Below are 15,205 nucleotides of genomic sequence, written 5' to 3'. Positions count from 1 at the left end.
GAAAAATCGATGAAGGAAAACAGAAATGACTAGATATATTGACGTAAACGACATTCAGCAACTGGTAACAACGGTTGGTGCCGAACCATTCATGACGACCTTGGCGGAGTATATTCGCGCCGATTATTTGCGTTGGCATGCATTCGAAAAATCGGCGCGGGTGGCGAACCATTTTCCGGGCGGGGTCATTGAGTTGATGCCGACATCAGACAATGAACTATACGGATTCAAGTACGTCAACGGCCATCCGAAGAATACCAAACAGAACATGCTGACGGTGATGGCCTTTGGCGTGCTGGCCGAAGTCGATACCGGATACCCGCTGCTGTTCAGCGAATTTACCATCACGACCGCATTGCGCACGGCGGCTACTTCGGCGCTGGTTGCCAAGGCGCTGGCAAGGCCTGAATCGAAGTCGATGGCCATCATCGGGAATGGCGCGCAAAGCGAGTTCCAGGCGCTTGCCTTCAAAGCCATCCTTGGCATTAACGAAATTCGGGTATTCGATATCGATCCGGCGGCGATGGAGAAATTTGCCCGCAACATGGCCGGCATCGAGGGCTTGACCATCATTCGCGCCAGTTCTGCCAGCGAGGCCGTGCGCGGCGCCGACATTGTCACTACCGTGACGGCAGACAAGACCAATGCCACCATTCTGACGCCGGACATGATTGAACCGGGTATGCACATCAATGCGGTTGGCGGCGACTGCCCGGGCAAGACCGAGTTGCATGCCGACATCCTGACCCATGCCCGGGTTGTCGTTGAGTTCGAGCCGCAGACACGCATCGAAGGCGATATTCAGCAGCTGGCCCCGGATTTCCCTGTCATCGAACTCTGGCGCGTCCTGTCGGGCCAGACCGTGGGACGGGAAAGTGCGGAACAGGTAACCGTATTCGACTCCGTCGGCTTTGCACTGGAAGACTTTTCTGCACTGCGCTATCTGCGCGACGTGGCTGAAGCCCGGGATATCGGGACAAAAATCGACCTGATTCCCGCGCCATCCGATCCCAAAGACTTGTATCAGTTTGTAGCGCAAAAACCGTTCGCACTGTCTTCCGGAGCGGCCCCCCGGATAGCCCAATTTGTATGAAGTTGCGCGGCAGCATCGCGGAATGCTGCAAGTGATTCGTCAGCGCTCAATCTGTCAAAGTTCAACCTGTTCGTATCGGCGAATAGCTGCGTGTTGTAGTTCCTGGCTTTTTAATCCTTAGGAGATGAGAGATGCAATTCAAAATGAAAATGATGCCGCTGGCCGGCGCGATTGCGGTCGTATTTGCAGGCGCTGCTTACGCGCAGGAAGTTGTGAAGATCGGCGAGGTCGCCCCAATTACCGGTCCCATCGCGCATCTGGGCAAGGACGTCGAGAATGGCGTCCGCATGGCGATTGATGAACTGAATGCAAAAGGGACCAGCATCGGCGGCAAGAAAGTCAGATTCGAACTGGCGGCTGAAGACGACGGCGGCGATCCCCGGCAAGGAACTGCCGTCGCCCAGAAATTGGTCGATGAAAAAGTCAACGGCGTGATCGGCCACTTGAACTCCGGCACCACCATTCCGGCGTCGAAGATCTATTTCGAAGCGGGTATCCCCCAAATTTCACCTGCTGCGACCAACCCGAAATACACCCAGCAAGGCTTTAACACGGCATTCCGCGTGGTCGCCAACGATGGCCAACTGGGCGGCACCCTGGGCCGCTATGCGGCCCAGGTCCTGAAAGCCAAAAACGTCGCCGTCATCGATGACCGTACCGCCTACGGCCAAGGGGTTGCGCAAGAGTTCAGCAAAGGCGCAAAAAGCGCTGGCGTGAACATCGTGGCGACCCAGTTCACCAACGACAAGGCCACCGACTTCAATGCCATTCTGACCGCGATCAAGGCCAAGAACCCGGACCTGGTGTTCTTCGGCGGGATGGATGCCGTGGCCGGACCGATGCTGCGCCAGATGAAACAACTGGGCATCAATGCCAAGTTCATGGGCGGCGACGGCATCTGCTCCGAAGGACTGGCGGCACTGGCAGGCAACGGCATGGTGAATGGCCAGGTCATTTGTGCCGAAGCCGGCGGTGTTGAAGAGTCCGGGAAAAGCGGCATTGAGAACTTCAAGGCGGCGTATAAGAAGAAGTTCGGCATCGAGGTCCAGACGTATTCGCCGTATGCCTATGATGCGGTCATGACCATGGCGGAGGCGATGCAAAAAGCGGGCTCCGCGCAACCCGCAAAGTACCTGCCCGAGCTGGCCAAAATTCATCACAAAGGCGTCACCGGGAATATCGCCTTCGATCCTAAAGGCGACATGCAGGAAGGCGTCCTCACGCTGTATACCTACAAAGATGGTAAACGCCAGCAACTGGCGGTCACCAAGTAACACATGGCGGCCAGGTCGGATGAGCACTTCGGTTGAGCGCTTCGGCTAGAATGCAGGCGGAGGTCTGCAGGAGATCAATACGGCAGCGCCGGCTTGATCTCCTGCAGAACCACAAATCCGTTCCCTATTCGAAGGCAACCATGTCGCAAGCTCAGCATCACGTCACCATCGCCGCCGGCATCCTCGCGGCGCGCCGCAGATGTGGCGAGCAAGGGCCGCGCCTGCCAGAATCCTTGCGGCCGCTCGACGTTGACGCCGCGTTGGCGATTCAAGAAGCCGTGACCGCGCAACTCGGCGCTGGCATCGGGGCCTGGAAATGCGGCATGCCTGCCGCGGGTCGTTTGGTCGTGGCGCCGATCTATGCCGGCACCATCCATACCGTTGATACCGGCAGTCCCTGCGCCGTATGGGCCCGCGCCGGCCAAGTGCGGGTTGAGCCGGAACTGGCTTTCATTCTGGGCCGGGATCTGCCCACGCGCGACACCCCCTACACGCCGGCAGAAGTCGATGCCGCGATTCAGCAAACCCACCTCGCTCTTGAGCTGATCGATAGCCGCTACAGCGATTCCGCCGACGCCGGTTTTGTTGAAAATTTGGCGGATGGCTTGCTCAATCAGGGTCTGTTCATCGGCCCGCAGGTGGCGGGGGAGAGCGCAGGCACGACCAGCGAGATGGCGCTACGGATCAGCCTTGAGAGCGCTGGCGAAATCCAGCTGGCGGGCCGTCACCCGGACACCCATCCACACGCGCCGCTGTATTGGCTGGCCGAGTTCTTGCGCAGTAAAGGGCAGGGATTGCAAGCTGGCCAAGCCGTGATCACGGGGTCGTATGCGGGCAGTGTCGACTTGCCTTTGGGACAGGAGATCGTCATTCAATACGGCGACCTCGGCCGGTTGACAGTACGTTTCGCAGCGCGATAGATGATCCGTACGACCGCATCCCCCGGCCACTTCCGGCCTCGTCTGACGTTGCAAACCCTGACCCGTGGCGACGGCCTGCTGGGAATGAAGCCGTCCGGCCCGTTTGGGCCGCGCGGCGGTTACGTGACGGTGGTACGGATCACCTGGACCTATACCACTGACGATGGCGTGCACTGGGAAACCCCGGCACCGACCACCCTGTTGAACCGCCGTCCCGCGTCCTCGCAGTTGGTTGAAGATGCCGGCGGACAGTGCGTGTTGCTGCGCGACCTGGGGGCCGAGGCCGATGCGCTGGACCGGGTGTGGGATCTGGGCTTCTACCCGCTACCTGCCGAGACCTTGCAGTGGCGCACGGAAGACGGGGGCCAAGGTGATGAGCCCCTATGGACGCTGGTGCAAGAAGATTTCTTTGGCGATTTCTGGGCCGAGCAATTGCCCGCTTTGCAGGCCGAGGGCTGGGCCGTGGCGGTGCATCCCGGCTTTGCACATGAGAGCGTGCCGGTAGATGCATGGCACCTGATCGTCAGCCCGGAGACCGGCGAGGTACTCAGCAAAGAAGTGGCTGCGCGCATGCGCGGCCGGACTCCGTCGGTGACGGCATTGGGTCAACCTGCTGGCGCATCGTGGCTGTTGACGCTGGGTATCGAGATCGATGGCGAGATGCTGGATTTGACGCCGTTGCTGGCTGATCTGCTGCAGCGTGATGCGCGCTGGCTGGATGCCAGGCAGATCGGCTTGATTGACGACCATGCATTGGTGCTGCTCCGTGCGCCGGGCGGCAAGCGGATTGAGGCCCTGGCCGCGCCGCTCAAGGCCATCGTGGGGAGCATGTTGGAGCTGCTGACCGACCCCCGTCGCAAAGACGGCCCGTTGCGACTGTCATCCTGGGACGCTTATCGCCTCGATGCCATGCGGCTGAGCCTGCTGGAAACCCGGCAGCAGCGCGCTGGTGCGCAGGGTGCCTGGCAATTGCGAGGAGAGGCGGGGCTACGCGACCTGGCGCAGAGATTGCAAGGGACGGCTGGCCCGCAACCGGTCGACGCCCCCGCGGGTTTGGGGGTGATCTTGCGGCCCTACCAATTGCACGGCGTCGCCTGGCTGCAATACCTGCGCGAGCAGCATCTGGCCGGTATTCTGGCCGATGACATGGGCTTGGGCAAAACCGCGCAGGCGCTGGCGCACCTGTTGATCGAACAGCGCTCCGGCCGGCTGGACTGTCCGGCATTGGTGGTCCTGCCTACCTCGCTGCTATTCAACTGGCAGGCCGAAGCAAAACGCATGGCGCCCAGTCTGCGCGTGCTGACCTTGCAAGGACCAGACAGGAAGCAGGATTTTTGCCGCATGGCCGAGCATGATGTCGTGCTGACCACCTACCCGTTGCTGTGGCGTGACCGCGCAGCGCTGGAGGCACAGCGGTTTCACCTGCTGATCCTGGATGAAGCGCAGACCGTCAAGAACGCGGCGGGCCGCAGCGCTAACGCCGTGCGGCGCATACAGGCGCGCCACCGTCTTTGTATCACCGGCACGCCGCTGGAAAATCACTTGGGCGAACTGTGGACGCAGTTTGACTTTTTGATGCCCGGTTTTCTGGGCGATGCCAGCAGTTTCATGCGCTTGTGGCGCAAGCCGATTGAGGTCAACGGAGAATCGTTACGGGCCCAGTTGCTGGCGCAGCGGGTGCGGCCTTTCATCTTGCGGCGACGCAAGGAAGATGTGGCCACCGAGTTGCCGCCCAAGACCGAGGTGGTCAAACGTTTGCAATTGCGGGGCCACCAACGCGATCTATACGAAAGCGTGCGCGTGGCCGCTGACGAACACGTGCGTCGCGTCCTGCGGCGCAAGGGCTTTGCCGGCGCACACATCACGATCCTCGACGCGCTGCTGAAACTCCGGCAGGTGTGTTGCGATCCGTATCTGCTGAAGGGCATCAAGCCAGCTAAAACCATGGAACGCGGGAAGCTGGAAATGCTGCGCGACATGCTGCCGGCCTTGGTGGCCGAGGGCCGCCGCATCCTGGTGTTTTCCCAGTTTACGGAAATGCTGGGCATGATCGAAGCCGAACTCGATGCCTTGCAACTTCCCTGGCTGGCATTGACCGGCAAGACGCCGCCGTCAAAACGCGCTGCCCTGGTGGCGCAATTCCAAAGTAAAAGCGTGCCCATCCTGCTGATCAGTCTGAAGGCCGGCGGCATCGGGCTCAACCTGACCGCGGCCGACACCGTGATCCATATGGACCCGTGGTGGAACCCGGCCGTGGAAGAGCAGGCCAGCGCCCGCGCTCACCGCATCGGACAAGAGCAGGTCGTGTTCGTCTACAAGCTGGTGGTCGAGGGCAGTATCGAGGAACGCATGCTGGAGCTGCAAGTTCGCAAAGCGGCCTTGGCCGAAGGCGTGCTGGGTAGCGATGCTGCGCTGGCACCCAAATTCAGTACGGAGGATCTGCAATTCCTGCTAGCGCCGTTGAGTTGATGCTGAAGTGCTCCTCCATGCCCCGTCATTGCCTTGCAATGGACAAGCGTCCGCTTCTCATCCGCTTATGATCCCGCTTTTCATCCGTTTCTCATCCGTTTCTTGCCGGCTGGGAACAGCTCTGTATGTGGAATTGCAAATGGCGGCTATTTAGCTGCCATGATGGGTTCGCCACTTCCAATACCATAAGCTGTCTTCGCCGGGCTCATCTTCTTTCCCACGGCGAGCAGTCCAGTTACCAGGGTTCGGCATATTGGTCACTGACTACTCAAAAACATAACACGAGACACCCTGATGACGGTCGAACGAAGACCGTTTCAGCGGACAAATACAGGAGCAGCTCGATCATGATTGAACAACAACTCCAGCCCGCAGTGGGCCTGGACGCGCCTATCGCCGTCGGCGTAGGTAAACTCGACGAATACTTTCAGATTACCGCACGCGGCAGTACGCAACGCCGTGAAGTTATTGCCGGTATCACCACTTTCCTGGCGATGGTTTATTCCGTTTTCGTTGTGCCCGGCATGTTGGGTCAGGCCGGTTTCGATGTCAGTGCGGTGTTCGTTGCCGTATGTCTGACCACAGCTTTTGGTTCGCTGTTGATGGGTTTGTGGGCACGTTTGCCGATCGCGGTAGGCTGTGCGATTTCGCTGACCGCTTTCACTGCCTTCGGACTGGTGCTCGGCAAAGGTTTGTCGCCAGCCGTGGCGCTAGGCGCGGTGTTCCTGATGGGCCTGGTCTTCACCGCTATTTCGGTTACCGGCGTGCGTTCCTGGATCCTGCAAAACCTGCCTGCCGGCGTGGCGCACGGCACTGGCGTCGGCATCGGTCTGTTCCTGCTGCTGATCGCGTCGAACGGCGTAGGGCTGGTGGTAAAAAATGCGGGTCCTGGCTTGCCAGTGGCGCTCGGCCATATCACCGCGTTTCCGGTGGTGATGAGCGTACTCGGCCTGGCTGCCATCTTCGGTCTTGAGCATCGCCGCGTACCGGGTGGAATTCTGCTCGTAGTTGTCACCTTATCGGCCATCGGCCTGATGTTCGATCCGGCGGTCAAATTCACCGGCGTGTTTGCCTTGCCGGCGCTGAGCGCTCCTGGTCACGCCTCATTGATCGGCGCGATGGATATCAAGGGTGCGCTGAGCATGGCTGTGCTGCCGAGTGTGCTGGCGTTGGTGATGACAGCGGTATTCGATGCCACCGGTACGATCCGGGCGGTAGCCGGTCAGGCGGGGCAAGTCAATGACAAAGGCTACATTCACAATGGCGGCCGCGCGCTGACATCCGATTCGCTCAGTTCGATTTTCGCAGGCCTGGTCGGTGGCGCACCTGCTGCCGCTTACATTGAATCGACGGTAGGTACAGCTGCCGGCGCCAAGACCGGCCTGACGGCAGTCGTAGTCGGCCTGCTCTTTCTCGGTGTAATCTTCTTTTCGCCGTTGGCCGGCCTGGTGCCTTCCTACGCGACGGCTCCGGCGCTGATGTATGTCGGCTTGCTGATGCTTGGCAGCGTGAGCCGCATGCATATGGAAGATAAGGTCGATGCATTGTCCGGTCTGGTATGCGCCGTGTTCATCGTGCTGACCTGCAATATCGTGACGGGCATCATGCTGGGCTTCTGTACGCTGGTGATCGGTCGTGTTGTCGGTGGCGAATATCGGAAACTGAACGTAGGTACGGTTGCCATTGCCATCGCACTGGTGGTTTTCTACGCAGGCGGTTGGGCGATTTGAAGCGTTGATTGCGATTGACGCACAAACCTGAGTTCCTCGGCTTTTTGAGTCTCCTTGAATGGTCGATTTGCGGCGGCGCCTTAGGGCGCCGCCTTTTTGTTTTTGGATTACAGGTTCTTGACGGGCGGTATTTTTACAATCTTGACGACCAGGCAATGTTGTAACGGGTTGTAAGAGCGGTCAACGATACTCTTGCCGCAGTCGTTTATCGCTCAGGCCCCCAGGAATCACCGGGGTAATCAAGATAACGTAAAGGAATACAAATGAATAAATTACTTGCTACTCTGATCGCTAGCTTGTTCGCTACTTCTGTTTTCGCGCAAGCTACAGCGCCGGCTACACCGGCAGTCCCGGCCACACCAACCACCAAAGCTGAAGCAAAAGAAACCAAAGCTGACGCCAAGGCAGATGCAAAGGAAATGAAAACTGACGCAAAGGCAGATGCGAAAGCAGGCGACGCGCAAGCCGACGCCGACGCAAAGAAAGCAAAGGCTCACCACAAGGCTGTAAAAGCGAAAGCCAAAGCTAAGGCGGAGGCAACCGAAGACAAGGCGGATGCGAAAGAAGCCGCACCTAAGTAATCAAGTCATTTAGTAGAAAAAGAAGACAGGCAGGCCCTGTCTTCTTTTTCATTTTTCGTACCGGCAAGGTCAATTCCGCCCAGCGAATAGGGAAAAATAATGAAAAAATCTATCACAGCCATATGTTTGATATCCGGTTTGTTTATGGCCGGAGCGGGCTCTTATGCCATGGCGCAAGAAACGCACACCGCGCACCCTGCGGCACAGGGGAGCGCGGAGGGATCGCACAGCCCTACGAAGGATCCGGTCGTTGCAACACAAAAACGCCTGGTTGAACTGAAACAGAAGCTGAACCTGAAGCCATCCCAACAAACGGCATGGGACACGTTCTCGAATGCGATGACCGCTCAGGCCAGAGCGCAAGCGCAATCCAGGGAAAAAATGAAAGACACCCTCGGCCGCGACTACGAAAATATGTCGACGCCTGAGAAAATGGAAAAGATGGCCGCCATGATGCGCGCCCATGCCGACAGCCTCAGCAAGACCGCTGCGGACACCAAGATTTTTTATAACGGTTTGAGCGCAGAGCAAAAGACAATCTTCGATCTCTTCGAGAAGAACGCATGGGATCGCAAAATGATGGAGCACATGCATCATGACAAGCATTAAGTAAGCATTGGCTTTCCCGGGAGTAGCCGTTACGTCGGCACTTCGGAATAGCCTGTACGGCCTGGCGGATTGGCCGCTGTCAACCGAATATTCCCGGCCGCGTTTTAGGTCATACCGCTGCTGACGCGGAAAGTGAAATCCAACCATTCGAAGGATTGAAAATGAAAAAGCTACTTGGCATTGCTGCACTCATCCTGGCGTTTACGCCACTCGCACAGGCAGAGGGACTGCCCGGTCATGAAGACGCACGTAACGATCGGCGAATGGAGTCCTATGACCGTGGCGCCATGGAACATCACGATCATGACCGTGCGAAGCACATGCGTCATGCACCGCATCATGCGAAGCCCCGTCACCACGAAGATCACAAAATGTAGTTTGCCGCAAGGGTAGCGGCCGGAAACGGGTTCGTAATCTACGCGTCGCTGCTCTCAGGTATGCAGCCTGGCGGCCGACGTGGTTTTCCGCTGGCAAAAACTGAGGCATGCAATCGCAGCAGTGGGCCCAGGATCGGCCGCAGTTGCCGAGACGTAGCGCCAGGGCCGCTATCATGATGGCGGCATGCATCATTTTGGTGAATGATATTGGGCATGAAGCTTGCTTGCCGTGAACATGCACTGTCTTGATCACGGGAGAAAAGCATGATGAATAGAAGACGTTTTATTGGCCGGACGCTGGTTATTGCGGGTGGCGTGGGGCTGCTTTCCTACGCGGTGGCACAAGTTCTCAACATCAACGACGCCATCAACAAATCGGGACGACAAAGGATGTTGTCGCAGCGCCTGGCCAAGGCTTATCTGCAACTGGGGCAAGCCATTGATGTCGAGCATTCCAAAAAAATTCTGGATACTTCCCTCAGCCTGTTTGATCGCCAGTTGGTCGAACTTCGCACTTTTGCTCCGACTGCCGAGAATAAACTGGTACTGGCCGAGATGGAAAAAGCCTGGCTCGGTTACAAGCAGGCACTGATGGGGAAAACACCGAATCAGCAAGATGCCAGGAACGTCATGGTCATCAATGAAGAGCTACTGACGCTGGCGCAAACCGCTACCGTACAACTGGAAAAATATTCCGGCAGTGCAAGCGGGCAATTGGTGAACATCTCGGGTCGTCAACGCATGCTGTCGCAAAGAATGGCCAAGTTTTATCAGGCACTGCAATGGGGCGTGGCGCCCGCCGATGCCGTGAGCAAGCTGGAACTGGCGCGCAAGGAATTTATCGCCGGCATGCAGACCCTGAACAATGCGCCCGCCAACACGGCAAGAATCCGCGACGACCTGGCACTGGCGCAACAGCAATGGATGTTTTTTGACAATGCGCTGCGCCAAAGCGGAGACCCGAGAAATCGCCAGCAATATGCCAGCAATGTTGCTACCACCAGCGAGCGCATCCTGGAGGTGATGGATGGCGTTACCGGCTTGTATCAGCAGCTTGCCTGATTGCCTCAGACTTGAACGCTATTCAGCTTTGCATGCCGCCAGCTACCGGAGCGTGGCCGACAACGGATCAGCGCAGGCTGCCGAACCGGTATTGTCGCAGACACGATCGCGTCCGCTGGCTTTGGCGGTGTAAAGCGCCTTGTCCGCAGCCTGTATCAGTTCCAGCGGCTTATTCTGGTGCCGCACAGGGACAAACGCGTCGACGCCGGCGCTGATCGTGACCACGCCGGCCGGGTTGCCGACATGTTCGATTCCCAGATTGTGTATCGCCACGCGGATTTTTTCGGCAATCGCCATCGCTCCGCTCGCGTCAGTACCGGGAAGCAGCACGCCAAGCTCTTCGCCGCCGTAGCGAGCGGCTACATCCCCCGGCCGATTTTGACTGCTTTGGACGACCTGACTGATCTTGCGTAAACATTCGTCGCCGGCCACGTGACCGTAGATGTCGTTATATTGTTTGAAGCAGTCGACGTCGATCATTACCAGGGCCAGTGAACTTGCGCTGCGTATCGCACGACTAAACTCCTTGTCCAGCGCAATGTCGAAGTGACGACGATTCGCCAGCCCGGTGAGACCGTCTTGCAGCGACAGCCTTTCAAGTGTCTGGTTGAGTGTCTCCAGGGCATCGCGAGTCCGAACGATTTCTGCTTCGGCATCCAGGCGTCGCTTGATTTGACCAACCAGATGAAATCCTAGCAGGCTCAGTACAACGAGCAGGATCGCCACGCCGGCTGAATGCAGATAAGTGTCTGCCAGCCAGGCGGCGAGAATTTCCTTCTCTGACAACGCTGCAGCGACGAATAGGGGGTATTGCTCCAGATGGCGAAAGCTGTTCAGCCGTTTCACCCCGTCCTGCGCCGAGGTGATGGAAACTGTGCCGGCTGCCGTCTTGGCTACGTTGTCACGAAACAGGACGGTGTCTACCATGTTTTTTCCGACGGAATCCTTCAAAAGCGGACTGCGGGTCAGCATGACGCCAGTGTCTAAACCCAGCACGATCGCACCGTGACGGCCAATATTGAAGCTATCGTAGAATTTATTGAAATAATCCATGCTGATCGTTGCCAGTGCGACACCGGCGAAACTGCCATCGGCATGGTTGATTCTGCGCGACAAGGTGATGATCCAGGCGCCCGTCGAGCGGCTGCGTATGGGTAGGCCAATATATGGTTTCCGATCAAGATGGGTGCGGTGATAAACAAAATAATCCCGATCTGAATTATTCACGTTGGTTGGCATCGATGGCTGTGCATTGACGAGCCAGCGGCCGTTTTCGTCATAGACGAATATGCCGTTGAGCTGGGGCAATTCGGCGACCCGCAGCATCAGCAACGCATGTAGCCGCTTTAGGGCGGCGCGACTGGTGCCGTCCGTTTGTGCGCGTTCGACGAGACCCACAAGGGTGGTGTCGGCCTCTTTGATCGTATCGTCGGCATGCTGGGCTATTGCACGCGCCATGTTGACCGTGGAAATTTCCATTTCGTGCAACTGTATTTGACGTGCCGTCCAGCTGCGCCATCCATCAATGAAAACAAGCGAGAGGCAAACGAGAATCACGAAAATCACACCCAGCAACGTAATCGGTATCTGTTTAGTCGTTAATCCAGCTTTGCGTGCCGGTATGTCGAGGAGACCGCTCATAGGTTTTTCGGGCGTAATTACTACAAATTCGGAGGTTGGCGAGATTGGGGGACTTGGATTAGTCGCGGCATCCAATCAGTATTTTCTTATGGAAACTATTTTTGATTATAGGGCAGCATAGATCAATGCCAGCCGTTAATTGTTAATTTACTTGAACGAATATGCCCAAGCCTGCCGGCTCGCATGCAACTATCGGCAGAGTTCATAATCTGATGTCCATGACGACATCGCGCAAGGAGTGACCATGCATACGCCCCAAGAGCCGCCCCCAGACGAAGTGCCCCCCAGTAAGCCTGTCCCGGAGACGCCACCGCCGGTCGAAGAGCCAATTCCCGGTGGAATACCGCATCCCATTCAAGAGCCGCTTCCTGAGACAGATCCGCTGTAGAGAATCCATTGACCCACATCCTTCCCGGCTGTAGGCGGGCTTGCATTGGCCGAGCGATGCGTATGGGGTTAAGTCGAATGTCTTCGGGTAGTCCATCAGCAGGTTGACTATGGGGTCGAACAGGTATCCGCAGCGGGTTTGGGACATGGTAGGATTCTCCCCAAAATCGCAAGGGCGGAACGGTGGAAATAAAGAAAAGTTTGGCAATCGGAATACTCTGCCTGGTAGCGGTCAGCACCATCTTGACGCTTATATTTTTCGAGAACAACCGTGAAAATAGCCTGGCTTGGGCGCAGGCGCTCGGCAGCATCGGCGCGATATCGGCCGCGGTGTGGGTTGCTTTCGATCAGATCAAAAGGAGCAAAGAGCGCGATGCATCCAAGGAAAGAAATGAGATAAACAGCGTTCTGCAATGTCTGCGCGATGAAATAGCGGTGATGAGCGAAGGACTTGCGAGTCACGTTGGCGACGTGCTCGATGACAGCGCGGATGGCAAACTATTTCGGTACCAATGGTATCCCGCTGAAAGGCAATTTACGGCCTTTGACGCTTGCGTCGGCCAGGTCGGCAAACTTCCGGATGAGGCGCTGCGTAGAAATATCATTGGAACTTATGCCCAGGCGCGTGGATTGATTCTGACCGTCAAAATGAATGCCTTTCTGCTTGAGGAAGCGGCGGCTGCGAAGGTCAGATTTAATGCCAATCAGTCAGATTTTGATGAATCTCTGATCGCCGGCTACGATCTGAGCTTGCAAGACTACAGAGAAAAGTTAAGGCGCATGCATACAGATACCGATGCAAGTATCCGGAATCTTATCAGCGCACTTGACCGGTGTCTGATCGAAAATATGAAGTGAACCATAGGCAGATTTCGGCGTCGAATTGAATGTTGCCGATTATTGTGGAGTCTGCTATGAAACGTCTCACTATTTTGCTTACCCTGGCTGTGTTACTCGGCGGATGTGTGGTGTGGCCGTATGGCCCGGGACGGGACGGAGGCTATGGTCATGGCGGCGATTGGCATGACCATGACAGGGGCGATCGACATGAAGGTGGCGGCGAACGTCACAACGAAGGTGGCTACCATTAGACTTTGTCGGAGCGGACGCTGACTTGCCGGAACCGGAACCGGAATCGGCTCCGGCGGAAATGCGCGTTACTCGTGCGGTTGAAGCAATGGGAACCGATTGTCTCCTAAGCCGACACCTTGAAGTATCGCTATCGCGCGAGAGATCGCTTCCTTTTGAATTTCCACCAGGCTTCGATCCCCAGCTGTTACAAGGACAGATATTTGAACAGATTCCGGATCTGTCTGCGTCGGTAGCTCGTAGCGCACATCGACTCGCAACTGCGACTCCTTGAGCGGATCCGAGTTACGCATCAGTGTGACCTGCAGGGTGGCAAAATTTGTGGTGATTTTGTTTTCCATGCGTACCTCTTTCAAGGGTAGTTAAGAAGCCGGGAGTTCTTGATTGTGTCGTGACTAGTGTACGCTCCCTGACTCACAGTGATGTATCGATTATTTGCCTTGAGAGAAGTCTGTATAGCCAAAAACCAAGCTGTAATGAAAAGCGGCTCACATCGATGTGAGCCGCTTTTGTTCGGTGAACCAAATAATTCCGGCGCGAGCTACCTGGCCAGGGCAACCGGCTCCGCACGGTCCCAACCACCGCCCAGCGCCCGTATCAAGCCCACCGACGCCACCGCCCGCTGTCCGACACTTTGGCTTTTCGCGCGCTGGGCAGAAAGACTCGAACGCTGCGCATCGATCACTTCAAAATAGCTGGTAGAGCCATTCCGATAGCGTGAATCGGCCAGTCGGGCGGCGAGTTGGGCCGAATTCACCGCATCCTCTTGAAAACGAATCTGATTATCCAGCGTGCGCAGGGCGCTCAGATTGTCTTCAACGTCCTGGAAGCCGACCAGCACCTGTTGCCGGTAATTGGCCACCACCGATTCGTAGCTGGCATCGGCACGTGCCAGATTGGCCTTGTTGCGCCCGCCGTCCAGCAACGGCAGATTCAGCATCGTGCCGACCAGCGGCCCCAGCAGCCAGCTGCGGCTCGACCACTGAAACAGGTTGTGCAGCGCGCTCGACTCAAACCCGCCGGATCCGGTCAATACCAGGCTCGGGAAGAACGCTGCCTTGGCCACGCCGATGCGGGCGCTGGCGGCAGCCAGTTGACGCTGCGCCTGCGCGATATCCGGCCGCCGCTCCAGCAGATCCGAAGGCAAGCCGGGCGGTACGCTGACGGTGACCGGTTGCAGCGGCGCCACTGCCAGCGTGAACTGGGCCGGGGCACGGCCAAGCAGGATCGCCAGCGCATGGTCGCGCTGGGCGCGATTGCGGCTGACGCCTTCTTGTTCGGCCTGGGTTACCGCCAGCTCGGTCCTGGCCTGCGCCACATCCAGTTCGCTGGTGTCGCCTGCATCATAACGATGCTGGACCAGACGCAAGGCGTCTTGCCGCAGCTTGATCGTTTGTTGCAGTACATCGCGCTCGGAATCGAGCGAGCGGATGGCGAAATACTGCTGCGCCACATCAGCCTGCAAGGCCAGCAAGACCGAGCGATACGCCGCCTCCTGTCCTTCTGCATCCAGACGGGCGGCATGGCTGCTGTCCGACAGGCGGCCGAACAGATCGACTTCGTATGAGGCGTTGAATTGCGCGCGCCACTGCGTCGAGGCGGAAGCGGCATCGCCCTGGCGGGTGGGGCCGAAGCCGGCCCCCAACTGAAATGCGCGGTCGGCATCGGCCAGGCCGGCAGTGGCGCGCGCTTCCTTGACGCGGGCCATGGCCATCGCCAGGGTCGGACTGGATTGTGTCGCTGCGCTAATCAGCTTGCTTAGCTCGGCATCGCCGAACACCGACCACCAGGCGCCGCGATCGGCGGCGTCGGCGGGCTGGGCGACTTTCCAGCTGCCATCCAGCGTTGCCGCCGCTTCCCGATATCGGGTCGGCAGATCGAGGTCGACCTTTTCCGGCGGTTTGGTGGTCGAGCAAGCGGCCAGGACCAGCGCCGCAACCAGCGTGGCGAGCTTTAAATGCAAAGTTTTCATG

Annotated in this window: 14 protein-coding genes; 11 read left to right on the top strand and 3 right to left on the bottom strand. The window is 57.7% G+C overall.

The features are described 5' to 3' along the window. Nucleotides 1–25: 25 nt before the first annotated feature. From ocd to AC3CHX_RS17775, 9 genes are all read left to right on the top strand, one after another. On the top strand, nucleotides 26–1,093 hold the full coding sequence (gene ocd / locus AC3CHX_RS17815) for an ornithine cyclodeaminase (protein WP_488629362.1): 1,068 nt from the start codon (nucleotides 26–28) through the stop codon (nucleotides 1,091–1,093). Between the two features lie 131 nt (nucleotides 1,094–1,224). Further along, nucleotides 1,225–2,367, top strand: coding sequence for a branched-chain amino acid ABC transporter substrate-binding protein (locus tag AC3CHX_RS17810; protein ID WP_488629361.1), 1,143 nt, complete (start codon nucleotides 1,225–1,227; stop codon nucleotides 2,365–2,367). 140 nt (nucleotides 2,368–2,507) lie between these two features. Continuing rightward, nucleotides 2,508–3,287, top strand: coding sequence for a 2-keto-4-pentenoate hydratase (locus AC3CHX_RS17805; RefSeq protein ID WP_488629360.1), 780 nt, complete (start codon nucleotides 2,508–2,510; stop codon nucleotides 3,285–3,287). Beyond that, nucleotides 3,288–5,756 (top strand): DEAD/DEAH box helicase, encoded by a 2,469-nt coding sequence (locus AC3CHX_RS17800; protein ID WP_488629359.1) that lies wholly within the window; start codon nucleotides 3,288–3,290, stop codon nucleotides 5,754–5,756. A 347-nt stretch (nucleotides 5,757–6,103) separates the two neighbouring features. After that, a complete protein-coding gene (locus AC3CHX_RS17795) occupies nucleotides 6,104–7,486 on the top strand; it encodes an NCS2 family permease (RefSeq protein ID WP_488629358.1) in 1,383 nt (460 codons plus the stop codon). Between the two features lie 263 nt (nucleotides 7,487–7,749). After that, nucleotides 7,750–8,067, top strand: coding sequence for a hypothetical protein (locus AC3CHX_RS17790; RefSeq protein WP_488629357.1), 318 nt, complete (start codon nucleotides 7,750–7,752; stop codon nucleotides 8,065–8,067). A 99-nt stretch (nucleotides 8,068–8,166) separates the two neighbouring features. Continuing rightward, complete coding sequence (locus AC3CHX_RS17785; protein ID WP_488629356.1) at nucleotides 8,167–8,676, top strand: Spy/CpxP family protein refolding chaperone; 510 nt, start codon at nucleotides 8,167–8,169, stop codon at nucleotides 8,674–8,676. A gap of 161 nt (nucleotides 8,677–8,837) precedes the next feature. Continuing rightward, a complete protein-coding gene (locus tag AC3CHX_RS17780) occupies nucleotides 8,838–9,053 on the top strand; it encodes a hypothetical protein (protein ID WP_488629355.1) in 216 nt (71 codons plus the stop codon). Between the two features lie 264 nt (nucleotides 9,054–9,317). Next, complete coding sequence (locus tag AC3CHX_RS17775; protein ID WP_488629354.1) at nucleotides 9,318–10,115, top strand: type IV pili methyl-accepting chemotaxis transducer N-terminal domain-containing protein; 798 nt, start codon at nucleotides 9,318–9,320, stop codon at nucleotides 10,113–10,115. A 42-nt stretch (nucleotides 10,116–10,157) separates the two neighbouring features. Here the strand turns inward: AC3CHX_RS17775 and AC3CHX_RS17770 are convergent, their stop codons facing one another. Next, nucleotides 10,158–11,756, bottom strand: a complete 1,599-nt coding sequence (locus AC3CHX_RS17770; protein ID WP_488629353.1) for a sensor domain-containing diguanylate cyclase — start codon at nucleotides 11,754–11,756, stop codon at nucleotides 10,158–10,160. Between the two features lie 570 nt (nucleotides 11,757–12,326). Here AC3CHX_RS17770 and AC3CHX_RS17765 point away from each other — a divergent pair. Both AC3CHX_RS17765 and AC3CHX_RS17760 read left to right on the top strand, forming a co-directional pair. After that, nucleotides 12,327–13,001, top strand: a complete 675-nt coding sequence (locus tag AC3CHX_RS17765; protein WP_488629352.1) for a hypothetical protein — start codon at nucleotides 12,327–12,329, stop codon at nucleotides 12,999–13,001. A 56-nt stretch (nucleotides 13,002–13,057) separates the two neighbouring features. Then, nucleotides 13,058–13,234 carry a hypothetical protein gene (locus AC3CHX_RS17760; protein WP_488629351.1) on the top strand — a complete coding sequence of 59 codons (177 nt, stop codon included), beginning with the start codon at nucleotides 13,058–13,060 and terminating at the stop codon, nucleotides 13,232–13,234. Between the two features lie 66 nt (nucleotides 13,235–13,300). Here AC3CHX_RS17760 and AC3CHX_RS17755 read toward each other — a convergent pair whose 3' ends face one another. Continuing rightward, complete coding sequence (locus AC3CHX_RS17755) at nucleotides 13,301–13,573, bottom strand: hypothetical protein (RefSeq protein WP_488629350.1); 273 nt, start codon at nucleotides 13,571–13,573, stop codon at nucleotides 13,301–13,303. Between the two features lie 200 nt (nucleotides 13,574–13,773). Beyond that, nucleotides 13,774–15,204, bottom strand: a complete 1,431-nt coding sequence (locus tag AC3CHX_RS17750; RefSeq protein ID WP_488629349.1) for an efflux transporter outer membrane subunit — start codon at nucleotides 15,202–15,204, stop codon at nucleotides 13,774–13,776. Nucleotide 15,205 lies beyond the last annotated feature (1 nt).

This window comes from Glaciimonas sp. OK215 (assembly GCF_057787885.1).
The sequence above is the reverse complement of the archived record's forward strand: the minus strand, read 5'-3'. Positions and strand labels throughout refer to the sequence as shown.